The organism is Rhizobium sp. AG207R, from assembly GCF_027109195.1.
Classification (GTDB): Bacteria; Pseudomonadota; Alphaproteobacteria; order Rhizobiales; family Rhizobiaceae; genus Rhizobium; species Rhizobium dioscoreae.
Window position 1 is genome coordinate 644,774 of sequence record NZ_JAEPVT010000001.1, and the last position, 22,174, is coordinate 666,947.

At 61.6% G+C, this 22,174-nt stretch carries 19 protein-coding genes; 16 read left to right on the forward strand and 3 right to left on the reverse strand.

What is annotated here, in order from left to right:
• Window positions 1-110 precede the first annotated feature (110 nt).
• The 7 genes from JJQ51_RS02825 (at window position 111) to JJQ51_RS02855 (ending at window position 8,903) form a co-directional block, all read left to right on the forward strand.
• A complete protein-coding gene (locus tag JJQ51_RS02825; RefSeq protein WP_269244251.1) occupies window positions 111-1,433 on the forward strand; it encodes a M20 family metallopeptidase in 1,323 nt (440 codons plus the stop codon).
• A 12-nt stretch (window positions 1,434-1,445) separates the two neighbouring features.
• Window positions 1,446-2,996, forward strand: a complete 1,551-nt coding sequence (locus JJQ51_RS02830) for an ABC transporter substrate-binding protein (RefSeq protein WP_269244252.1) — start codon at window positions 1,446-1,448, stop codon at window positions 2,994-2,996.
• A gap of 118 nt (window positions 2,997-3,114) precedes the next feature.
• Entirely contained in the window at window positions 3,115-4,062 is a 948-nt protein-coding gene (locus JJQ51_RS02835) for an ABC transporter permease (protein ID WP_113353159.1), read from the forward strand.
• Window positions 4,055-4,885 (forward strand): ABC transporter permease, encoded by an 831-nt coding sequence (locus tag JJQ51_RS02840; protein ID WP_113366062.1) that lies wholly within the window; start codon window positions 4,055-4,057, stop codon window positions 4,883-4,885. Before JJQ51_RS02835 ends, JJQ51_RS02840 begins: the two co-directional genes overlap by 8 nt.
• 1 nt (window position 4,886) lies before the next feature.
• A complete protein-coding gene (locus JJQ51_RS02845; RefSeq protein WP_269244253.1) occupies window positions 4,887-6,539 on the forward strand; it encodes a dipeptide ABC transporter ATP-binding protein in 1,653 nt (550 codons plus the stop codon).
• A gap of 12 nt (window positions 6,540-6,551) precedes the next feature.
• The gene (locus JJQ51_RS02850) at window positions 6,552-7,772 is read left to right on the forward strand and encodes a M20 family metallopeptidase (protein WP_269244254.1); all 1,221 of its coding nucleotides are present in this window, start codon (window positions 6,552-6,554) and stop codon (window positions 7,770-7,772) included.
• Window positions 7,773-7,778: 6 nt separating this feature from the next.
• Complete coding sequence (locus tag JJQ51_RS02855) at window positions 7,779-8,903, forward strand: M24 family metallopeptidase (RefSeq protein ID WP_269244255.1); 1,125 nt, start codon at window positions 7,779-7,781, stop codon at window positions 8,901-8,903.
• Between the two features lie 40 nt (window positions 8,904-8,943).
• Here the strand turns inward: JJQ51_RS02855 and JJQ51_RS02860 are convergent, their stop codons facing one another.
• Complete coding sequence (locus JJQ51_RS02860; RefSeq protein ID WP_442967273.1) at window positions 8,944-9,873, reverse strand: GNAT family N-acetyltransferase; 930 nt, start codon at window positions 9,871-9,873, stop codon at window positions 8,944-8,946.
• Window positions 9,874-10,055: 182 nt separating this feature from the next.
• Here JJQ51_RS02860 and argE point away from each other — a divergent pair, with 182 nt between their 5' ends.
• The 6 genes from argE to JJQ51_RS02890 all read left to right on the forward strand — a co-directional run bounded on the left by argE (window position 10,056) and on the right by JJQ51_RS02890 (window position 16,629).
• Complete coding sequence (gene argE, locus JJQ51_RS02865) at window positions 10,056-11,183, forward strand: acetylornithine deacetylase (RefSeq protein WP_152095178.1); 1,128 nt, start codon at window positions 10,056-10,058, stop codon at window positions 11,181-11,183.
• Between the two features lie 13 nt (window positions 11,184-11,196).
• Entirely contained in the window at window positions 11,197-12,120 is a 924-nt protein-coding gene (locus JJQ51_RS02870; protein ID WP_152095177.1) for a 2-hydroxyacid dehydrogenase, read from the forward strand.
• Window positions 12,121-12,144: 24 nt separating this feature from the next.
• Window positions 12,145-12,498, forward strand: coding sequence for a cupin domain-containing protein (locus JJQ51_RS02875; RefSeq protein ID WP_269244256.1), 354 nt, complete (start codon window positions 12,145-12,147; stop codon window positions 12,496-12,498).
• A 139-nt stretch (window positions 12,499-12,637) separates the two neighbouring features.
• Window positions 12,638-14,101, forward strand: coding sequence for an aldehyde dehydrogenase family protein (locus tag JJQ51_RS02880; protein ID WP_269244257.1), 1,464 nt, complete (start codon window positions 12,638-12,640; stop codon window positions 14,099-14,101).
• Between the two features lie 12 nt (window positions 14,102-14,113).
• Window positions 14,114-15,157: a tartrate dehydrogenase gene (locus tag JJQ51_RS02885; protein ID WP_269244258.1), complete on the forward strand. Its 1,044-nt coding sequence runs from the start codon at window positions 14,114-14,116 to the stop codon at window positions 15,155-15,157.
• Between the two features lie 14 nt (window positions 15,158-15,171).
• The gene (locus tag JJQ51_RS02890; protein ID WP_113331036.1) at window positions 15,172-16,629 is read left to right on the forward strand and encodes an NAD-dependent succinate-semialdehyde dehydrogenase; all 1,458 of its coding nucleotides are present in this window, start codon (window positions 15,172-15,174) and stop codon (window positions 16,627-16,629) included.
• A 68-nt stretch (window positions 16,630-16,697) separates the two neighbouring features.
• Here JJQ51_RS02890 and JJQ51_RS02895 read toward each other — a convergent pair whose 3' ends face one another.
• Window positions 16,698-17,972, reverse strand: coding sequence for an NAD(P)/FAD-dependent oxidoreductase (locus tag JJQ51_RS02895; protein WP_113331037.1), 1,275 nt, complete (start codon window positions 17,970-17,972; stop codon window positions 16,698-16,700).
• Between the two features lie 15 nt (window positions 17,973-17,987).
• The gene (locus JJQ51_RS02900; protein WP_269244259.1) at window positions 17,988-18,656 is read right to left on the reverse strand and encodes a haloacid dehalogenase type II; all 669 of its coding nucleotides are present in this window, start codon (window positions 18,654-18,656) and stop codon (window positions 17,988-17,990) included.
• A gap of 318 nt (window positions 18,657-18,974) precedes the next feature.
• On the opposite strand from JJQ51_RS02900, the gene JJQ51_RS02905 reads away from it, so the two are divergent.
• The 3 genes from JJQ51_RS02905 (at window position 18,975) to JJQ51_RS02915 (ending at window position 22,159) form a co-directional block, all read left to right on the forward strand.
• The gene (locus tag JJQ51_RS02905; RefSeq protein ID WP_152095171.1) at window positions 18,975-19,814 is read left to right on the forward strand and encodes a GNAT family N-acetyltransferase; all 840 of its coding nucleotides are present in this window, start codon (window positions 18,975-18,977) and stop codon (window positions 19,812-19,814) included.
• Between the two features lie 13 nt (window positions 19,815-19,827).
• The gene (locus tag JJQ51_RS02910; RefSeq protein WP_269244260.1) at window positions 19,828-21,201 is read left to right on the forward strand and encodes an aspartate aminotransferase family protein; all 1,374 of its coding nucleotides are present in this window, start codon (window positions 19,828-19,830) and stop codon (window positions 21,199-21,201) included.
• Between the two features lie 235 nt (window positions 21,202-21,436).
• Window positions 21,437-22,159 carry an HAD-IA family hydrolase gene (locus JJQ51_RS02915; RefSeq protein ID WP_145634527.1) on the forward strand — a complete coding sequence of 241 codons (723 nt, stop codon included), beginning with the start codon at window positions 21,437-21,439 and terminating at the stop codon, window positions 22,157-22,159.
• Window positions 22,160-22,174 lie beyond the last annotated feature (15 nt).

Genomic DNA, 22,174 nt, shown 5'->3' on the forward strand with positions numbered 1-22,174 from the left:
TTATTTGGAGTTGACTCGAAGCGTGAGGGGCAGCATCATTACTATATAGTTTATATAAATACGAGTGCGGAACCTCCCTATGTTTCTGCGCGTCTTTTCGGGTTTCGAGCATGCGCGATCAAATCTTGTCATCTTTCGAGGAGCCATTTGCAAGCGCCTTGAAAATCATTGAAGAGACCGTCGAAAGCGCTGTCAGCGACCTCGCGCGGATGGTCGCGATCGATACCTCATTTCCGCCCGGAGACGGCTATCCCGCTTTTGCGGCGCTGATGTCGGGCCTGCTGGAACCCATGGGCTTTCATTGCCGGGAGGTTACCGTGCCGGAAGAGCTATGGCGGGTCAGCAATGGCCCTGCCCAAGGGGCGCGGGTTAATCTCATTGCCGAGCGATCCGGCAGCAAGCCGGTTTGCGGGCTGTACTACCACGTCGACACGGTTCCGGCCGCCCCTGCCTGGCAACAGGATCCGCTCTGTCTGCGCCGCGAAGGCGAACGCCTCTTCGGGCTTGGAGCTGCGGACATGAAAGGCACCATCGCGGCGACCCTTCTTGCGCTGCGTGCCGCCGATGCCTGTGGGGTCGAGCTTGCCTACGATCCGATGCTGCTCCTTTGCACCGATGAGGAAGGCGGCCTCTATCCGGGAATCCGCTATCTTGCCGAGCAGGGCATGCTCAAGGGACATATCGTCAATTTCAACGGTTCGGCGGCACCACGCATCTGGGCGGGCTGCTTCGGCGTCTTCAATCTTCAGATCACTATTCGCGGTCATGCGGTTCACGCGGGCGAAGGCAACCGCACCGGCTCGGGCATCAATGCCATCGACTTAGCCCTTCCGCTTCTGAATGCCTTGCACGCCTTGAAGCCGCAAGTGGCTGCCTTCACATCCGCCTTGCCGGCGCCGCCGCATGCGAGCGGACCGCTGCGGCCACAGCTTTCCATCGCCGCCATCAATGGCGGTACGTCGGGAGGACAGGTTCCCGCGGAGCTGAAGATCCTCGTCAGCCGCCGTTACGCACCCGAGGAAAGTTACGAAACGGCAAGGGCTGAGATCGAAGAGCTCGTGCGCACCGTCATGGCAAAATCGCCCGAGCTGCGCGTCGAGATCGATCTTGTCGGCCATCTTATTCCGACCTCAGACCCGGACGGTCCGCATTGGCCGCGCTGGCAGAAGGCGCTCAGCCTCGGCTTCGGCTATCAGGATTCCGATTTCAGCAAATGGGGTGCCGCCAGCTGCTCCGATTTCGGCTACGTGCAGCAAACGGGTGCGATGCAGGAAGTCCTGCTCGGCGGCCTTGGACGTCCGGAGAGCTGCATCCATAGCGCCGACGAACATACGACGACGACGGATATCGTCGCGCTGGCGCAGAGCATCCTTGCCTATCTCGCCCACGACTTTGAGACCGGCCTTATTCCAGAACACGCACCATCAAAATAAGGGAACATCGCAATGCTGAAGCTGAATCGACGTCATTTCCTGGCGAGCACCGCCGCCATTCTGGCAACGCCCGCCATCGGCTTTGCTCAAGCCGCCGTTCCAGCCAAGGGCGGCACATTGCGCATTTCCGTCGATCAGGCCGCAAGCGTGATCCATCCGCTGCTGACGCGCGTCAACCCGGAATACATGGTCACCGAGCTGCTCTACAGCAATCTGACGCGGCTGAAGGTCGATATGTCGGTCGAGCCGGATCTTGCCGAAAGCTGGAGCGCCAACGATGCGCTGACGGAATGGACCTTCAAGCTGCGCAGCGGCGTCAAGTTCCATGACGGATCGCCGCTGACCGCAAACGATGTCGTCCAGAGCTTCAAGGCAATCCGCGATCCGAAGAACGCTTCGCCGGCACTCAACAATGTCGGCCCGATCGCCGACGTGATCGCGGCCGATCCACTGACCGCCGTCTTCAAGCTTTCGACCCCTTACGCCGACTTCCCAGTGGCGACAGCCTACACGGTCGCGCGCATCATCCCAGCCTCCATCGCCACAGGCGACTTCAAGAAGCTGTCGACCACGGCGGTCGGCACTGGCCCGTTCAAGCTTGTCTCCTACGAACCCGACCGTCTGATCGTCGTCGAGCGCAATCCCGATTATTACGATCCGAAGCGTCCCTATCTAGATCGCGTCGAAATCCAGGTCTTTCCAGATACCTCGGCACAGACCTCGGCCCTGCTTGCCGGCGATATCGACATCATTTCGACCGTGCAGCCGACCGAATTTCTGCGGATGAAGGACGCCCAAGGCGTCAATCCACTGCGCGTGCCGTCGGGCCAGTTCTGCAACATCAATTTCGGCTGCGACACAAAGCCCTTCAACGATGCCCGCCTTCGCCGCGCGCTGGCGCTTACCGTCGACCGGCAGGCGATGGTCGACTTCGTCACCGAAGGCTTCGGCACGCCGGGCAACGATACCGCCCTCAATTCCTCCTATCGCTTCTATGCCGACCTGCCGCTGCGCCAGGCCAATATCGAGGAAGCCAAGAAGCTGCTGGCCGAGGCCGGTTATCCGAACGGCTTCGAGGCGACGCTGATTGCATCGGACAAGCCGAGCCAGCGCACCCAGCTCGCTGTCGCATTGCGCGAGATGGCGAAGGAAGCCGGCATCAACATCAACGTCCAGACGATGCCGCACGCGACCTATCTCGAACAGGTGTGGAAGAAGGGCAGCTTCTATGTCGGCTTCTACAACATGCAGCCGACGGCGGATGCGATCTTCAAGCTTCTGTACACCTCCGACGCCGCTTGGAATGAAACACGCTGGAACAATGCCGCCTTCGACAAGGTCGTCAACCAAGCGCGCGGCATCACCGACGAAGCCAAGCGCAAGGAGCTTTATGCCGAGGCGCAGAAGCTGATGAATGAGGACGTTCCTTCCATCATTCCGGTCTTCTTCGATGTTCTCGCCGCCAAGCGGGATTGGGTCGCCGGTTTCGAGGTCCATCCGCGCGCTTCCGTCTTCCGTCTCGATTACGTCTCCTTGACGGACAAGGCGCCGAAGCGGAGCTGATAGCACCTGCGAGCTGAATGAGCGTCGCGAGGCCAACGACCTTCGCGACGCATCCCATAGCAAGAAGATCGGCGCTTATGTTGAAGCGACCGGTCGCTCCAACGCCAGGGAATGGCCCTTGTCACCGAACTATCTCCTGAAGCGGCTTTTGATGATCGTTTACACGCTCTTCATCGTGTCGCTCGTCGTCTTCGCGATCACCCAGGTCCTGCCGGCGGATGCCGCCGTGATGATGCTTGGGGAGAACGCCACCGACCAGGCGCTTGAGGCACTGCGCCAGCATATGGGATTGAACGATCCCGTCTGGCTGCAATATCTGCATTGGCTGGGCGGCGTCCTGCATGGCGATTTCGGCCAGTCGCTGCGCACCGGCCAGCCCGTCGGGCCGGCCATGCTCCAGGCTCTCGGCCGTTCGCTTCTACTCGCCGTGCTCTCCATCGCTTTGATGCTCGCGCTTGCCATACCCCTCGGTGTCCTCGCAGCGATCCGCCGCGGCAAGCTCGCCGACATGATCGTCAGCCTCATCTCCTATGCCGGCGTATCGCTGCCGGAATTCGTGACGGCGACGCTCGCGGTGCTCTTCGTCGCCGATTGGGCGAAGCTTTTGCCACCGACAGGCTATGTGCCACTGACCGAGAATTTTGTCGACGGCCTTGCCCACCTGGTGCTGCCGGTTTGCGTGGTGTCGATCATCCTCATCGCGCATGTCTCTCGCATGGTGCGTTCCGAACTCGTCGATGTGCTGCATACCGATTACATCCGCGCGGCGCGGCTGAAGGGTCTTTCCACATCAAGGGTGCTGTTCGGTCATGCGCTGCGCAACGCCCTGCTGCCGACCATCACCGTCGTCGCGCTCGATGTCGGCTATCTCCTCGGCGGCATCATCGTCGTAGAGGAAATCTTCGCACTTCCCGGCATCGGCAGGCAGTTGATCGTCGCCATCCAGACGCGCGACCTGCCGGCAATCCAGGCCGGCGTGCTGCTCATGGCGGCAACCTATTCCATCGTCAATTTCGCCGCCGACATTCTCTACGCATGGCTCGACAAGAGGATCCAGTATGATTGAGCTTCTCAAACGGCTGCTGCGCACGCCGCAGGGCGCGGTCGGCCTTTTCCTGGTCGTCCTCGTCTTCATCGTCGTCGTCTTCGGTCCCTGGCTTGCTCCACGCGATCCGGAAGCCATGTCGATCCTTGCCCGCTATAAGGGCCCGAGCGCGAATTTCCTTCTCGGCACCGACCAATACGGCCGCGATATCTTGAGCCGCCTGCTGATCGGTGCGCGCTCGACCGTAACGATGGCGGTCTTCGCCACGCTTGCCGGCACGCTTGCCGGAGCCCTCATCGGAACGGTATCGGCCTTCCTGGGCGGCCGCGCCGACGAATTCATCATGCGCACCATCGATGCGATCATGGCAATCCCGAACCTTCTATTCGCGCTGCTGATCGTCAATCTGCTCGGGTCCAGCAGCATCAATGCGCTTGTCGCCGTCGCCGTCGCCTTCGCGCCGGGCATGGCACGCATCACTCGCAGCGTAGCCCTTGCCGTGCGCAAGCAGGACTATGTGAGCGCGGCGATCGCCCGCGGCGAAAGCTCGCGTTACATCATCCTGCGCGAAATGCTGCCGAATGTCGTCGCACCCATCGTGGTGGAAACAACGATCCGCGTTTCCTTCGCCGTCATGCTGTTCGCGACGCTGAGCTTCCTTGGTCTGGGCGCCCAGCCGCCCGCCACCGAATGGGGGCTGATGGTCTCGGAGGCGAGACAATACATGCACCTCAGCGCCGGCATCCTGATCTGGCCGAGCCTCGCCATCGCCATTGTCGCCATCGGCTTCAATCTTCTCGGCGACGGCCTGCGCGATGCGCTCAACCCGCGCACCGGAGGCTGAGATGACAGAAACGGCAAGCAATATCGTCCTACAGGTCCGCAATTATTCGCTCGACTATCTGACGGCGGGCGGCGTGTTTCATGCGCTCAAGAATATCGATCTCCAAGTCGGAGCCGGCGAGATTCTCGGCCTCGTCGGTGAGTCCGGCTCGGGCAAAACCTCGATGGCCTGGTCGATCATGCGCTATCTGCCGGCGAACGCTCGGGAGGTCGGTGGCGACATCCGGCTTCGCGGCGAGGATCTAACGGCGAAATCGCCAGCCGAGGTCAATCGCATGCGGGGCAAACGGATCAGCATGGTGTTCCAGGACCCCGGCACCTCGCTCAACCCGACGCTCTCGCTTGGCACGCAGCTCACGGAAACGCTGAGGCGCCATCGCGGCCTGACCGCAAGGCAGGCCTGGAGCGAGAGCGAAGCCATGCTGCATCGTGTCGGGCTTAAAAGCCCCGCTGACATGATGAAGCGCATGCCGCACGAGGCATCGGGCGGCGAAAAGCAGCGCGTGGTTATCGCCACCGCCTTTGCCTGCAATCCGGAATGCATCATCTTCGACGAGCCCACGACGGCGCTCGACGTCATCACCTCCCGTCAGATCCTCGACCTCTTCCTCGACCTGCAGGCCGAGACGGGCGTCGCCTCGCTCTATATCTCGCATGATCTCGCCTTGCTGTCGCGCACCGCGAAACGGGTCGCCGTCATCCGGCGCGGCGAAATCGTCGAGCAGGGAGCGGTCGACTCGATCTTCAATGCGCCGCAGCATGATTATACGCGCCACCTGACCGCCGCGGTGCCGCGGCCGAGCGACCGCCGTACGCAGACACGCCCGTCCTATGAGGACCAGCCGTTGATGAAGGTCGAGAATGTCAGCGTGCATTACGGCCGGAAGCCGTTCCTGTCGACGCTGACCGGCCGGTCCTTCGAGCGCTTCGCGGGCAATCGTGCCATCAGCCTCAGCGTGCAGCCGGGAGAGATCCTCGGCATCGTCGGGGAATCAGGCTCCGGCAAATCGACGCTTGCCAAGGCAATGACCGGGCTCAATCCCTTCGAGGGCCGGATGACCTTCGCCGGGCGGACGATTTCAGGCCTCGCCGACATGGACAAATCCTATCGCAAGAACGTGCAGATGATCTTCCAGCATCCGGACGCCTCGCTCAATCCGCGCCAGAAGATTCGCGAAATCCTGGCACGGCCACTGAAACTCTATGGCGAAGGCGAGAATGGGGCCATCGCCCAGCGGATCGGCGAGATGCTCGAACAGGTGCGCCTGCCGCGTACCCATGCCGATCGCTATCCGCATCAGCTCTCCGGCGGTGAAAAGCAGCGCGTCGCCATCGCGCGCGCCTTCGCATCCAGACCGAAGCTGGTGATCTGCGATGAGATCACCTCCGCGCTCGACGTCTCGGTGCAGGCCTCCATCATCGAGCTGCTGCTGGAACTGCATCGCGAGCATTCCACCGCCTTCCTCTTCATCACCCACGACCTCAACCTCATTCGTCAGATCGCGCACCGCATCGCGGTGATGTATCGCGGCGATCTCCTCGAAGTCGTGCCGGCGGAAGACATCACCAGCCCCGAGCGGGCCGACTATACGCGCCGGCTGCTTGCCGCGGTCCCGACGCCTGTCGGCGCCGCACCTACAGAACAAGACTTCTAAGGAGCATCAAAAATGGACCCGAAATCGCTCATCGGAACAATCGATGAGAAGAGCTGCCTCGACTTCCTGTCGATGATGGTTCGCCAGAAGAGCCATTCCCAAACCGAAGGCGAACGCGAGCTTGCGCGCATCATGGCGCGCCAGATGGAGGCGATCGGACTTCAGTCCGAATTGCAACCCTTCGATAATGGCGAGCGCTTCAATGCGATCGGACGCCTGAAGGGAACCGGCGGTGGGAAGAGCCTGCTCTTCAACGGCCATCTCGATACAAACCCGGTTACCGAGGGCTGGACCGTCGATCCCTGGGGCGGCCTCGTCGACGACAAATTCATCTATGGCATCGGCGTATCCAACATGAAAGCGGGGGATGCCGCCTACTTCTGCGCGGTCAAGACCTTGCTCGACGCCGGCGTCAAGCTGAAGGGCGATGTGATCCTGACCTATGTCGTCGGCGAGCTTCAGGGCGGCGTGGGCACGCTTGCAGCCATCCGCAGCGGCGTTCAAGCCGACTATTTCATCAACAGCGAGCCGAGCGATCTTGCCGCCGTGACGATGCATGCCGCCGCGCTAAGCTTCGTGATCGAGCTGACCGGCGACACACGGCACCTGTCCAAACGCGAACAATCGGTCGACGCCATCGCCGCCGCCTGCGATCTCATCCCGCGTATCAACGCCATGACCTTCAGCGGCGCGAGAAGCGAAGTGCACCGCTCGATCAATCGCGGCCATGTCGGTGTCGTCCATGGTGCGCTCGGGCGTGAGCTGGAGGAATGGCGCCCGCCGCAGGTCGCCGATTTCGTCCGTATCCGAGGCTCGGCCCGCTATGCGCCCGGCCAGACGCAGGAAGGCGTGCTTGCCGATCTCGCCGCGGAATTGGTCGCGCTCGAAAAGCGCTTTCCCGGGCTGAAAGCCAAGCTGGTGCCTGAGATGATCGAAGGCCGTCCTCTGATGCCTCCTTTCGAAGTCTCGCCGACTTCACGCATCGTGACCTCGATCAACGCCGCCTATGAGACCGTCCGCGGCGAGACGCAGCCGACGGGCGCCATTACGCCCACGCGCTTTTACGGAACGGACGCCGGCCATCTCTACCATGAGCTCGGCATGGAAGGCATCGTCTGCGGACCAGGCGGCCGATACAACACCATGCCGGACGAGCGCGTCGACATCGTCGACTATCTCGACATGATCCGGGTCTACATGCTCACCATTCTCGACATTTGCGAGGCTGTCTGAGGCCGCATGTTTCCTCGTGACGAATATGATTGGCGTATCGCCAAGGCACATGCCGCCATGGACGCCGCCGCCGTCGATCTGCTCCTGATCGACAGCGGTGAGCTCCTTGCTTGGCTTACCGGTTATACCGTTTCGGAAACCATGTACCGCGCCGCCTTTCTCCCGCGACACAGTGCGCCCTGGTTCGTCCTGCGCGAGCTCGACGAAGCGCCGTGCAGGGAAAAAACCTGGATTTCCGATATCATCGGGTTCGCCGATACAGCCAATCCACACGAGGCGATCGCCAGCAGCATCCATGCTCGAGGTTTCGCCAGCGCCCGCATCGGCGCCGACTTCGCCTCCTATAGCTTCAGCTCCGATACGGCGGCCAGGCTTCGGGCGCACCTGCCCCAAGCGCAATTCATCGCTCTTCCCGGCATCAGCGACAGTCTGCGATGGGTCAAATCGGCTCGCGAGATTGCCGTTCTGACGCAAGCGGCCGGCATCGCCGACAGGGCCATGCTGGCGATAGCGCAGAATACGCGGGCCGGCTCTTCGACCCGTACAGCCGCAGCGACCGCGGCGGCCACCTTCCTGCTTGAAGGTGCTGATAGCGGCGAGACCGGTCCGATCGTCAAGGCCAGCGGCGACCACCAATTCCTGCACGGCTCTTTCAAGAGTGAATTGCTTGACGCAGGCGATATTCTGCACGTGGAGCTTATTCCGCGCGTGGGCGGCTATGGTGCCCGTCTCATGCGGCCGATCGTCATCGGCAGTGCATCGGCAAGGCTTCAGAATATCGCCTCGCGTATCATCGCATTGCAGGACCGGCAGATCGAAGCCATGAAGCCAGGCGTTCCTGCCTGCGAGGTAGACGCGATTGTCCGCCAGGGTCTCATGTCGTCAGGACTGAGACAGCGTTACGACAATGTAACGGCCTATACGCTTGGTCTCTATACCCGCACGCCGCGCACCAGCGATTTCTCCCGGGTCTTTCTGCCGGATGCGGATTGGCCGCTGGAGGAAGGCATGGTTTTCCATGTCTATACGACAGCCGCCAGGCTTGGATTCAGCGAGACGGTGGTCGTTACGCCGGAGGGCGGAAGGCGGCTGACGATGACGCCACGCCACCTCCTCGGTCTGGCTAAATAACATCTGGCCGACGCGCGCAGGGCCTGCGCGCGGCAAGATTTTAGCCGAGCGCCTGGCTAGCAAGAGCATATTTGGCCGCCATACCGGCGCTGGCCTTGTTTCTATTGGAGGGATGGTTTCCAAGCGACATGGTCAGGACGGTATCGTAGACAAGCATCCCGCACTGCGACACGTAAGAGGCGAAATCGCCGCTCTCCATGTGCGTGTCGAGACGGAGAAATTGGCCGGTATGATGCGCCACGTGTGGCTCGACCACGACAATCGCATCGCCGTCACTTGACGCAACCACGGGCCCGACGACATGGCCGCGTCCGAAAGGCCGGCACAAGGCGAAAGCCTGCAAATCCGCTCCCCGGAACAGGCCGTAACCGATCGATTGCTCGTGGAGACGCCTGACCAGCTCCGAGCGATCGGCACCGAAGGCCATGGCATCGAGCCGCAGGATCGCTGCAAGATCGTCGGCGCCAAGCCGCCTTACCGTGCCGTCCGAAGGCAGCGGCGCGAAATCCTTCGCGATCCGCGCCTCCCCCTGACATTGGTAGACCGTCTTTTCCGGCTTGAAATCCAGCGAAAGATACAGACGCCGCGCCGCCCGTGTCGCGCTGAGGCTGAGGCGGCGGCCCGCAACCTTGTCGAGGATCCGGCTCATCAGCCATTGGCCGGTGCCATTGGTCTGCAAACGCGGAGAGGTAATCACCATGCCGACGGTGGCAAACTCGTCTCCGTGCGGAAACCACATAGCAGATCCCATGACGCGACCGATCTCATCGAGTGCGACGATGCCGCTACCCGTCTGCCTCAGAAATTCCCAGTCTTCGGCTCGATGCGGCCAACGGACCGAGATCGACAGCGCGTGCAACTGATCGAGCTCCACGTCCCTGATGTCGCCGATATGCATGGAGAAAGCATCGACCCGCAAACTGTCAGATACCTTCACTGGACCACCTCGAAACCTGCTACCTATACCCATGCGCCAAAACAGACGCGCTCCCCGTCAGCAAGGATAGGCGACGCCCGCTGATACAATTAGCTCGAATTGCGTGTGCCTGCACAACAATCGACTGAAACACTTCGACATTCGGCATGCAATTATGAAAGCGCAGGCCAATGCTATTGGGAAATGTCAGCAAATGCCGCAGCTCCGAGGAGCATATGGACACGGTTGAAATCCTCGCCCGTCTTGTCGCCTTTCCGAGCGTCGTCGGCACGCCGAATGACGGGATCGTCGGCTGGATCCAGACGTATCTGCAAGGCCTCGGAATCCACGTCACCGTGCTTCCAGGGCCTGAAGGTGACAGGTCCAACATCTTTGCCACGATCGGCCCCAGGGATGTCGCGGGTTATATTCTGTCTGGCCATATGGATGTCGTTCCCGCTGGAGAGCCCGGCTGGACGTCGGAACCTTTCGCGCTCAGAAAGGAGGCCGATCGGCTCCACGGGCGTGGTACGACCGACATGAAAGGGTTTCTTGCCGCAGCGCTTGCCGCGGCGCCGGAACTTGCCAGGGCAAATCTTGCCCGTCCCATTCATCTCGCATTCTCCTATGACGAAGAAGCGGGATGCCGGGGCGTGCCGCATCTACTGGCGCGGATGAAGGAACTCTGCGCACCCCCGCAAGGCGCAATCATCGGCGAGCCCAGCCGCATGCAGGCCGTGCGCGCCCATAAGGGGAAAGCGGCGGCTCGCGTCACCGTCGGCGGACGGGCGGGCCATTCGTCTCGTCCAGACCTGGCGCTCAACGCCATCCATGCCATGTCGCGGGTGCTCAATTCGGCGGTCGATGAAGCTCGGAGGCTGACGCTCGGCCCGTTCGACCCCGTATTCGAGCCGCCGTACTCGACGCTTCAGGCCGGCATTGTGTCCGGCGGACTGGCGCTGAACATCGTCCCCGACAACTGCCGGCTCGACCTCGAGGCACGTGCTATCGCCGACGTGCCCCCTGAGGAACTGCTGGCCCCGATCCGCCATTGCGCTGACATGCTCAAGGAACAGGGCTTTTCCGTCGATTGGACGCCGCTCAGCGCCTATCCCGCGCTGTCGCTTGCGAAGGACGCGCCACTTGCAGCGCTGTTGGAAGAAATGACCGGCAGGCCGTCGCTTGCGGCGGTCAGCTACGGGACCGAGGCTGGCCTATATCAGGCAGCCGGGATCGATGCGATCATCTGCGGGCCTGGCGACATAGAGCGCGCCCACAAGCCCGACGAATACATTCTAGAGGACGAACTCGAGGAATGCCGCCAGATGATATTGGCCCTGGCCGCGCGCCGCGCACGGGCTTGAGGGAGCGATCGCCATGACATTTCTCTTCAATTCGGATGCCAAGCGCGGAGCGATCTTCGCGCGGGCTTTCGCCGAGGAACTGCCGGATCTGGCATTTTCGATGAATGCGGCGAGCGTCGACCCTGATGAGGTTCGCTTCCTCATCACTTGGACGGTGCCCGACGACCTCGCCCGTTACCGCAATCTGGAAATCCTGTTTTCGATCGGCGCGGGCGTCGACCAGTTCAAGACGGATCTCGTGCCCGAGCATGTGAAGATCGTCCGCATGGTCGAGGATGGCATCGTCAGGATGATGCAGGAATATGTGACGCTTGCGGTGCTCGCGCTGCATCGCGGCCTTCTTTCCTATCTTGCGCAGCAGCGCGCCGGGGAGTGGCGAGGCCTGCCTCAGCGCCAGGCGCATGAAAGACGAATCGGAGTTCTGGGATTGGGCGTTCTCGGGACAGCCGTGCTCGAGCGGCTGAAGCCCTTCGGTTTCCCACTCGCCGGCTGGAGCAGATCCCCCCGGACGATCGAGGGCGTCGAGTGTCATCACGGCGAAACCGGCCTCAGAACCATGGTGGCTGCGACGGACATTCTCATTTGCCTGCTGCCTCTGACGCCGGAGACCACGGGGTTCCTGGGCGACACGCTTCTTGGCGGCCTTCCGGCGGGGGCGATGCTCGTGCATGCCGGTCGCGGCCCACAGCTCGATGCGCACGCGCTGATCGAGGCGCTCGATAGCGGCCGTCTGGCGGCGGCGGTGATCGACGTGACCGACCCAGAACCCCTGCCCTCGGGTCACCCTTTATGGCGACACCCGAAAATCATGCTCACTCCGCATATCGCCAGCGTTACACAGCCCGATACCGCCGCACGCGCGGTGATCGACAGCATCCGTCGTTATCGCACAGGCCAGGATCCCATCGGGCTCGTCGACCGGCGGCGCGGATATTGAACCCATAGCAATGAAAGGCTCGCCATGACCTTCCTCAAGACCGTCGTAACCAATCCCGGTACGGCCCCGCGTGAATCCAAAGCCTTGCCGGAAAGACTGATTGCCGGCGATCCTTCGTTCAAGACCTGGGCGCAGGATGAGGCGAAGGACGGCGCCGTGCGCACCGGTGTCTGGGAGGCGACGCCAGGCGAGACCAGGTCGATCAAGGGCGAGACCTTCGAATTCTGCCACATCCTCGCGGGTGTCGTCGAAATCACCCCCGATGACGGCGAATCGGTCATCTACCGGGCCGGCGACAGCTTTGTGATGAAGCCGGGCTTCGTGGGCAGATGGAAGACGATCGAGACCGTTCGCAAGATCTATGTGACGGTGGGATGAAAGCTGCTGGCCGCCGCAACAGAAATCACTGTTCGCCCCGGCTGAAACACAAGATTCGTCGGCCCGCGCGCCGGCATACGGAGCAAGCTGCTAGTAAGCCGGCGCTAGGCTCAGGCAAAGCCCTAAGAAAGAGCTTCCCATGAGCTTGAGCTTCGATCCTGACACCTTGCCATTGCCGATCGGCCATTTCATCGGCGGGGAGCTCATTGAAGCGCCCGGCGAGATCGACATGAAAAGGCCCTCCGACGGCAAGCCTTATGCAGGTTGCCCGATTGCGAGCCACGAGATGGTGGACCGCGCCGTCGAATCGGCCAAGGCGGCATTGAAGGCCAGCAACTGGAGCGGCCTGCGGCCGCGCGAACGTGTCCGCGTAATGCATGCCTGGGCGGACCTGATTGAAGCGGAGACGGAGACGCTGGCTCGAATAGAGGCTCTGTCCTCCACCCGATTGATCAGTCAATTGCCGGCCGGCGACATAGCGGTCACCGCGGAGCAGATTCGTTTCTTTGCCGAATTCGCCGACAAGGAGGGCAGCGATGTCGTGCCCACCGATGACAAGACCTTTGGCATGATCCTCAGCGAACCCTACGGGGTCGTCGGCGCGATCACGCCCTGGAACTTTCCGGTCTCCATGGCCGGCTGGAAGCTCGGTCCGGCGCTTGCCGCAGGCAACGCCGTCGTCCTCAAACCCTCGGAAATGACGCCATTTTCGACTGTTTACCTGGCCGAGCTCGCCGTGAGGGCCGGATTGCCCGCCGGCCTCTTCAACGTAGTTCTCGGCGACGGGCTCGCCACCGGTACGGCGCTCACCGGCCATCCCGATATCGCCAAGGTCAGCTTCACTGGCTCCACCCGAGCGGGATCCGCGATCATGGAGAATATCGCCCGCTCTGGCATCAAGCCGGTGACCCTGGAGCTTGGCGGCAAGAGCCCGCAGATCATCTTCAAGGACGCCGATCTTTCGAAAGCGGCCGATGCGATCGCCGGCAGCATTCTCTTCAATGCCGGCCAGGCTTGCGTCGCCGCGACGCGCGTAATCGTGGAGGCAAGCGTTGCTGGCCAATTCACGGAAGCCCTCATCGCGCGGATGGCGGATATCGGTCCCGGCCCCACCTGGAATGAGGCGACACGCTATTCGCCGATCATCTCCGAGCGCCAGCGCGACCGGATCGACGCGATCGTCGCTGCCGCGATCAGCGAAGGCGGCCGCTGTATCGCCGGCGGCAAGCCGATGGATAGGCCGGGTTACTTCTACGAACCGACGCTTTTGACCGATCTCGATCCGTCTTCTCCCGCCATTCTCGAGGAAATCTTCGGGCCGGTCCTGACGCTGCAGACTTTCGAGGACGAAGACGAAGCGATGGTGCTTGCCGATCACCCCTCCTATGGGCTTGCCGCGGGCCTGTTTACATCCGACCTGTCGCGTACCATCCGCCTCAGCCGGCAGATCCAGGCAGGTACGGTCTGGGTCAATCGCTACAGCCGCTCGCGGGATCATATCTTACCGACCGGCGGCTATAAGCGCTCCGGCATCGGCAAGGACCTGGGACGCGAGGCTTATCTTGCCAATCGCAAAACGAAGAGCGTGCTCATCAGCCTTTGAGGGACCTATACCATGAAGACCTACTCGATAGCTCTGATCCCTGGTGACGGCATCGGCAAGGACGTGACAGACGCCGCATGGTCGGTGCTGCAAGTTGCCGCCAAGGCTGGCGGCTTTGCACTGAATAGCACCGAATTTCCGTGGTCCTGCCGATTCTACAAGCAGACGGGGCGGATGATGCCGGAAAACGGGATCGAGACGCTAAGGTCGTTCGATGCGATCCTACTCGGGGCCGTCGGCTGGCCGGCCGAAGTGCCCGATGCGGTCTCGCTGCACGGCCTGTTGCTGCCGATCCGCAAGGCCTTCGTGCAATATGCCAATATCCGACCGCACCGGCTGCTGCCGGGGGTCCAGGGACCGCTGCGGGCGGAGACATTCGACATTCTCTGCATCCGCGAAAACACCGAGGGTGAATATTCGGGCGCCGGCGGTCGCGTCCATCAGGGCACGAGTGATGAAGTCGCGGTGGAGACGTCGATCTTTACCCGCGCGGGCGTCGAGCGCATCCTGCGTTTCGGCTTCGAGCAGGCGCGTGTCCGGCGCGGCAAGCTTGCCTCCGTCACCAAGTCCAATGCTCAGAAATATTCCATGGTGTTCTGGGACGAAATCACCGCCAGGCTTTCGGCCGAATATCCCGATGTCGAAGTCACGAGCTATCACATCGACGCGATGGCGGCCCGCATGGTGATGGCGCCGGAAAGCCTTGACGTCGTCGTCGCCTCCAATCTGTTCGGCGATATCCTGACCGATCTTGGCGCCGCCATTCAGGGCGGCCTTGGATTTGCGGCTTCAGCCAACATCAACCCGCAGCGCAATGCCCCATCGATGTTCGAGCCGGTTCACGGTTCAGCCCCGGACATTGCCGGCCGCGGCATCGCCAACCCGATCGCCGCCATCTGGTCGGGAGCGATGATGCTCGATCATCTGGGCGAGAGGGATGCTGCCACCTGCATCATCGCGGCGATGGAGGCAGCAACCGCGCGCGGCATCGGCACACTTCCGGGCAAGGATCGAACGGAAACCATCACCGCCGGCATCATCGCGGCGCTCTCCTGATTGCAGAGGACCTCATGTTGGATTTGAAAGACAAGCAGCTTTTTCGTGACAAGGGATTGATCGATGGGGCCTGGGTCGCGGCGGCCTCAGGCGCGGCGGTGGATGTTCAAGACCCCGCCAGACAGGCTAACATCGGCACGGTGCCCGACATGGGTTCTAGGGAGACGCGCAACGCGATCGCGGCTGCCGAGCGCGCGCAGCGCAGCTGGAAGCGCAAGACGAATGCGGAACGTGCCGTCCTTCTCGAAGCCTGGCACGATCTCATGCTTGAGAATGTCGACGATCTCGCCCTCATTCTGACAACGGAGCAAGGCAAACCGCTCGATGAAGCCCGTGGGGAAATCCGCTATGGCGCCTCCTTCGTGAAATGGTTTGCCGAGGAAGCCCGCCGCATCAACGGTCACACGATACCGTCTCCCACACCCGATCGCCGCATCATCGTGCTCAAGGAGCCGGTCGGCGTCTGCGGCATCATCACGCCCTGGAATTTTCCCAATGCGATGATTACGCGCAAGGTCGCGCCCGCCCTTGCCGCCGGCTGCACCGTTGTCATCAAGCCCTCGGAATTCACCCCCTATTCCGCGCTCGCCCTCGGGGTCCTTGCCGAGCGCGCCGGCATCCCGGCCGGCGTCATCAATATCGTCACCGGCATGCCGGCCGAGATCGGCAACGAGATCATGGGCAACGAAACCGTGCGCAAGATCTCCTTCACCGGCTCGACGAGGGTTGGCGCGCTGCTGATGCGCGGTGCCGCCGGCAGCATCAAGCGGCTCAGCCTCGAACTCGGCGGTAACGCACCCTTCATCGTCTTCGACGACGCCGATCTCGATCTGGCCGTCGAAGGCGCGCTTGCCTCCAAGTTCCGCAATGGCGGCCAGACCTGCGTCTGCGCCAACCGGCTCCTTGTGCAATCGAGCGTCTATGACACCTTCGCAGCGAAACTGAAAGCGAAGGTCGATGCCATGAAGGTCGGGCCGGGCACGGAGGCCGGCGTGTCGATCGGCCCGATGATCAACCAGGCGGCAATCGAGAAAATCGACCGGCATGTCCGCGACGCGCTGGCAAAGGGCGCAACGATCATCACATCCGCCCGGCAGCTACCCGACGGCGGACAATATACGGCTCCGATCGTCCTGACCGGGGCAACGACCGAGATGGAGCTTGCCGGCGAAGAGACCTTCGGACCGGTGGCGCCGCTCTTCCGCTTCGAGACCGAAGACGAGGCGATCGCGATCGCCAATGGCACGCCCTTTGGCCTGGCGTCCTATTTCTATACCGACAATCTCAAGCGCGCCTGGCGCGTCGGCGAGGCCTTGGAATTCGGCATGGTCGGGCTCAATACCGGCTCGGTTTCGATGGAAGTTGCCCCCTTCGGTGGCGTCAAGCAATCCGGGATCGGCCGTGAGGGCGCGCAAGCCGGTATCGAGGAATATCTCGAATTGAAAAGCTTTCACATGGGCGGGCTGGGCTAGATCAGAATCCAGTACCATAGCGGGTCACTCTGTTCGCGATCGGCCCGCCATGGTCCCGGCAACTGTCGTTACTGGAACTTGTCCAGCGCCTTATAGTAGAGGCCCACCAACGGCAGGAACCATGGTTTGCCGAAATGACCCGGCACGGCCGGCCAATCGACATCCCTCATGGGATTGCGATCTTCGCGGCCGAGCATGGCATCGGCCATGATCATGCCGAGATGCGTCGACAGTTGAGCACCATGGCCGGAATAGCCCATCGCATACCAGCTTCCATCATGATAGCCGGCGCGCGGATAGCGATCCTTGGTCATATCGACGAGACCGCCCCAGCAATAATCGACATCGACTCCGGAAAGCTGGGGGAATATCTCGGCCAAACCCGCCCTCAGGATTGCGCCACTTTTGGCGTCGGAACGATGGTCGGAGGTCGCGGAAAATCGTGCCCGGCCGCCGAATAGCAACCGGTTGTCGGGGGAGAGGCGGAAATAGTTGCCGATGTTCATCGAGGTGACGCAGGTGCGGTTTCCCGGCATGACCGATGCGATCTCATCCGCCGTCAGCGGTCGGGTCGCGATCAAGAAGCTGCCGACCGAGATGATCCGCCGGCGGAAATAGCTGAAATTCGGGGTCGTGTAGGCGCCGGTCGCCACCAGTACATTGTCGGCCGTGATCTCGCCGCGCGGTGTCACCAACCGATGCCTGCCCTTTTCCCGCAGCCTGTTCGTCACCGGCGCCGCCTCATAAATTGCCGCGCCATGGCGAACCGCTGCATCCGCGAGGCCGACAGCGTAGCGGCCCATATGCATCATCGCGCTTTTCTTGAAGAGCATGGCTCCATGGAAAGGCGAGCCGATTTCCTGTTTGAGATCGTCCGGCGTAAGCAGCGCCGTATCCGGATCGACTTCGGCATGAACCTCTTCGAAATTGCGGGCGATCGATCCGAAATGCTGCGGCTTCGATGCCAGCTTCAGCTTTCCGGCCCGGCGAAAATTGCAGTCGATGCCCTCTTCGGCGATAAGCGCCTCGATCGTATCGATGGAGGCGTCGAGCGCCTTATAGAGCGCGATCGCCCTCTCCTTGCCGAGTTCGGCTTTGGCGGCTGGATAACTATGGGCAAGACCGTTGTTCAGATGACCGCCGTTACGGCCCGAGGCGCCCCAGCCGACACGCTCGGCTTCGAGAACGACGACCCTCGCACCGGCCTTGGCCAGTTGCCGGGCCGCGGACAGTCCGGTGAAACCGGCTCCTATGACACAGGCGTCGTATCGTCCTTCGACCGGGCCTTGCCGACCTCCGGCAAAGGCCGGCGCCGTGTCGTGCCAATAGGAGACGAATTTCATGAGGCTGCCTTTCCCTTAAAGTCCGACGACGCCGGGCAGGCCGGATATGTCCGCGATCTCGACATAGCCGTAATAGGGATTTGCCGGCTCATGACCACGGTTGACCCAGACCTTGTTCTTGATGCCGAGATCATGCGCCGACATCAGATCATAGCGGAAAGAGGACGAGCAATGCAGGATGTCCTCCGGCCCACAGCCCAGCATGTCGAACATATATTCGAACGCCTTGAAGCGCGGCTTGTAGGCATTGGCCTGCTCTGCCGTATAGACGGCATGGAAAGGCGCGCCGAGTTTCTCGACATTCGACATGATCTGGCTGTTCATCGCGTTGGACAGGATGACCAGAGGGATTTCCTTGGCAACCTTCGCCAGTCCGGCCGGCACGTCGGGATGCGGCCCCCAGCCGGGCACGCGTTCATAGATCGCCTTGGCGTCTTCCGCGCGGAACTTGACGCCATTCGCGCGGCAGGTCCGCTCGACCGCATTGTGAACGACGTCGGCATATGGCTTCCAATCACCGAGAACCTCGTCCAGCCGATAGGCGGCGAAATTCTTGATGAATTGCAGCATCCTCGCCTCATCGAGCTCGGCGCCATAGATGTCGCGAGCCGCTTCGGCCATCTCGAAATTGATGAGCGTGCCATAGCAATCGAAGGTGATGTATTTCGGCCGGAAAGGCGCCATGTCCGTTCGTCCTCTATCTAAAGGGCATCTGCGTTCTTTATGAGACGATCATAGGCTGAAGTCCCACGACGGACGTGATCGAATTGGCGTGTCCGCAAAGCATATTGTTTCGTATGCGCGGCGTCCTTTGGCAGAGTGTTGCAGCGGATATGCGTCGCGACGTTGTTTTTGGACCATTGCGGAGCGACCGAAAAAGGATCTTCAGCATAAGATGCGGCCAAGCGCGCCCGCTACGGCGAAAGATATCACGACGAACCATGCCTTCAGATAATCTGCCATGCGGGGATCGCCGAGACTTGGGGCAAGGAAAGGATGCCCATGCGTACCGATAGCATAAATTTGGTCAGCTTCACACCGGAGCATATAGACGGCGCCCTCGCCCTCTCACGTCAAGCCAAATGGCCTCATCGTGCCGAGGACTGGAATATGGCCTTGCGTTTGAGCCAAGGCGCAGCAGCCGTGGACGAGACGGGCCGCGTCGTGGGCACCATCCTGATGACCCCCTATGGAGAAGATTGCGCGACGATCAATATGGTGATCGTCGACGAAAACCTGCGCGGCCGCGGGCTTGGCCGCAAGCTCATGGATGCGGCAATGGCGCTGGCTGGCCACCGCCCTCTGAGACTCATTGCAACCACGGACGGACTGCCGCTGTATCGCAAGCTCGGCTTTGTCGCCGAGGGCGAGATCTTTCAACATCAGGGACATCTCGCCGACCTCGCGCCGGCTGGGGATGTCGAGGCCGCGACCGCCGATGATTTTTCCGCGATCAAAGCGCTCGACCGCGCAGCTTTCGGTGCGGATCGCCGCACGTTGATCGACGCTCTCACAGATGTCGCGCAGATAGTCGTCATTCGGCGACGCGGCCGTATCGAGGCTTTCGGCGCGCTGCGCGCCTTTGGACGCGGCGATGTGATCGGGCCTGTCGTCGCATCGAATACCGAGGATGCGAAATCGCTGATAACGGCGCTTGCCCTTCGCAAGCCGAGCGAATTCCTGCGCGTTGATACGAACGAAAGCTCGGGACTGGCCGGCTGGCTGGCGCAGATCGGCCTTAGCCATGTGGGTGGCGGTATCGCGATGCGGCGCCCGGGCGCCGCTGGAGCCTTCGGTCGGGACGCGAGAATATTTGCATTGGCCAATCAGGCTCTTGGATAATTTGGAGATCATCATGCTCGCCAACTCGCTCATCGAACTTGATCGCGCGCACCTCATCCATCCGGTCTCATCCTATCGCGGCCATGAAAAACTGGGCGTGCGGGTGTTGCGGTCCGCAAAAGGCGCAACCGTCACCGACGCATCGGGCCATCAGCTTGTCGACGGCTTTGCCGGCCTCTGGTGCGTGAACGCGGGCTACGGGCATGAGAGCATCGTTGAAGCAGCAGCCCGCCAGATGCGTGAACTGCCCTATGCGACGGGTTACTTCGATATCGGTTGCGAAGCGGCCATTCGCCTTGCGGCCGAACTCGCCGACCGGGCGCCCGGCGATCTCAATCATATCTTCTTCACGCTCGGCGGATCGGATGCCGTCGACAGCACGGTGCGTTTCGTCCGCTACTACTGGCATGCCAAGGGCAAGCCGGAGCGCGACCAGTTCATCTCGATCGAGCAAGGCTACCACGGCTCCTCGACCGTTGGAGCCGGCCTCACGGCGCTACCCGGCTTCCATGCAGGCTTCGGCGTCCCCTTCGACTGGCAGCACAAGATTCCCTCGCCCTATCCGTATCGCAATCCGGTCGGCGAAACGGCAGATGCGATCATTGCCGCCTCGATCGCGGACCTCAAATCAAAGATCGAAGCGATCGGCGCCGAGCGCGTGGCGGCATTTTATGCCGAACCTATCCAGGGATCGGGCGGCGTCATCGTGCCGCCGAAAGGCTGGCTCAAGGCGATCCGCGATCTCTGCAGTCAATATGACATTCTCTTCATCGCCGACGAGGTCATTACCGGCTTCGGCAGGACCGGTCCGCTGTTCGCCTGCTCGTACGACGAAATCGTCCCTGACTTCATGACGACGGCCAAGGGCCTGACCTCCGGCTACGTGCCCATGGGCGCCGTGTTCATGTCCGATCGGGTCTATGATGTCATCGCTGACAGCGCCGGTAGTGTGGCGGTCGGCCATGGCTACACCTATTCGGCCCATCCCGTCAGCGCGGCAGTCGGGCTCGAAGTACTGAAGCTCTATGAGGGCGGCCTCCTCGAAAATGGTGTCAAGGCTGGTGCGCGTCTGATGGAAGGACTGGAAAATCTGCGTGACCATCCGCTGGTCGGCGATGTCCGCGGTCGCGGCATGCTGGCGGCCGTCGAACTGGTCGTCGACAAGGCCAGGAAGACCCCATTGCCAAGTGCTGCCGCGCCGGCGCGCAGGATTTTCGATCGCGCCTGGGACAATGGCCTCGTCATCCGCGCCTTCGCCCATGGCGTGCTTGGATACGCACCGCCGCTTTGCTGCACGGATGATGATATCGACGCGATCCTGGAGCGCACACGAAAGACCCTCGACCAGACTTTGGAAGATCCGGACGTCCGGGAAGCCATGCGTTGAAGCGGCGTATGCCGTTCTTCGTTGGCGAAATGTCGGAGAGGGCCAGAAATTCGGAATTTTGTGCCGCTGTACACCATCGATTCGGCGACTTCGCCGTTCAGGAACTGCCAAACTGCTTCCTAGAACGGCTGAAAGCCGGCTTTTCCGGGCCTTGGCAGGACGATTTCCGCCCTTTGGGTCAGAATTTTATGCTGCAAGCGGCTTGTCCGCAGCGGATCATGAAGGAGAGCATGACTTGGCCAAAGACTTTCAGGACTTCAAATATCTTACCTTCGATGTCGTCGGCACCCTCATCGACTTCGAAGGTGGCATAAAGACCTGCCTCGCCGAGATTGCGGCTGAAGCTGGCACCTCCATCGATGGCGAAGAGGCGCTGAGGCTCTATCGCCAGGCGCGCTACAGCGGAGACGCGGAACTCTTTCCGGACGATCTTTCACGGGTCTACATGGTCATCGCACCCGCCCTTGGCCTGCCGGCGGAAGATCGATATGCGCAGCGACTGCGTGATTCCGTCGCCAACTGGAACGCGTTCGACGATAGCGCGGCAGCACTTGCCGAGCTCAAGAAAACGCACCGCCTCGTCGCCATGACAAACGCTCGCCGCTGGGCGCTCGATCACTTCGAAAAAAAGCTCGGCTCGCCGTTCTTCGCGAGCTTCACGGCCGACGACACCGGCACGGAAAAGCCAGATCCCGCCTTCTTCGAACAGGTATTCGAATTCGTCGGCGGCAAAGGAGCGAGCAAGAACGATATCCTGCATGTCGCTCAAAGCCAGTACCACGATATCGGCATTTCGCGAAAGCTTGGGCTGACCAATTGCTGGATCGAGCGCCGTCATGCGCAGGACGGCTATGGCGGCACGATAGAGCCGGAGAGCTTCACTCAACCCGACTACCACTTCACGTCGATGGCGGCCTTCGCCTCGGCGGTCAAGGAAAGGCTGACCGAAAGACAGTGACCCAACCCGGGAGAG

Bases quoted from the DNA above. Each gene is read 5' to 3' on its own strand.
- JJQ51_RS02855 (WP_269244255.1), top strand. From the start codon at position 7,779: ATGTTTCCTCGTGACGAATATGATTGGCGTATCGCCAAGGCACATGCC.
- JJQ51_RS02900 (WP_269244259.1), bottom strand. From the start codon at position 18,656: ATGGCGCCTTTCCGGCCGAAATACATCACCTTCGATTGCTATGGCACG.
- JJQ51_RS02830 (WP_269244252.1), top strand. From the start codon at position 1,446: ATGCTGAAGCTGAATCGACGTCATTTCCTGGCGAGCACCGCCGCCATT.
- JJQ51_RS02910 (WP_269244260.1), top strand. From the start codon at position 19,828: ATGCTCGCCAACTCGCTCATCGAACTTGATCGCGCGCACCTCATCCAT.
- JJQ51_RS02885 (WP_269244258.1), top strand. From the start codon at position 14,114: ATGAAGACCTACTCGATAGCTCTGATCCCTGGTGACGGCATCGGCAAG.
- JJQ51_RS02825 (WP_269244251.1), top strand. From the start codon at position 111: ATGCGCGATCAAATCTTGTCATCTTTCGAGGAGCCATTTGCAAGCGCC.
- JJQ51_RS02890 (WP_113331036.1), top strand. From the start codon at position 15,172: ATGTTGGATTTGAAAGACAAGCAGCTTTTTCGTGACAAGGGATTGATC.
- JJQ51_RS02875 (WP_269244256.1), top strand. From the start codon at position 12,145: ATGACCTTCCTCAAGACCGTCGTAACCAATCCCGGTACGGCCCCGCGT.
- argE (WP_152095178.1), top strand. From the start codon at position 10,056: ATGGACACGGTTGAAATCCTCGCCCGTCTTGTCGCCTTTCCGAGCGTC.
- JJQ51_RS02880 (WP_269244257.1), top strand. From the start codon at position 12,638: ATGAGCTTGAGCTTCGATCCTGACACCTTGCCATTGCCGATCGGCCAT.
- JJQ51_RS02850 (WP_269244254.1), top strand. From the start codon at position 6,552: ATGGACCCGAAATCGCTCATCGGAACAATCGATGAGAAGAGCTGCCTC.
- JJQ51_RS02895 (WP_113331037.1), bottom strand. From the start codon at position 17,972: ATGAAATTCGTCTCCTATTGGCACGACACGGCGCCGGCCTTTGCCGGA.
- JJQ51_RS02845 (WP_269244253.1), top strand. From the start codon at position 4,887: ATGACAGAAACGGCAAGCAATATCGTCCTACAGGTCCGCAATTATTCG.
- JJQ51_RS02870 (WP_152095177.1), top strand. From the start codon at position 11,197: ATGACATTTCTCTTCAATTCGGATGCCAAGCGCGGAGCGATCTTCGCG.
- JJQ51_RS02860 (WP_442967273.1), bottom strand. From the start codon at position 9,873: ATGGGTATAGGTAGCAGGTTTCGAGGTGGTCCAGTGAAGGTATCTGAC.
- JJQ51_RS02905 (WP_152095171.1), top strand. From the start codon at position 18,975: ATGCGTACCGATAGCATAAATTTGGTCAGCTTCACACCGGAGCATATA.
- JJQ51_RS02840 (WP_113366062.1), top strand. From the start codon at position 4,055: ATGATTGAGCTTCTCAAACGGCTGCTGCGCACGCCGCAGGGCGCGGTC.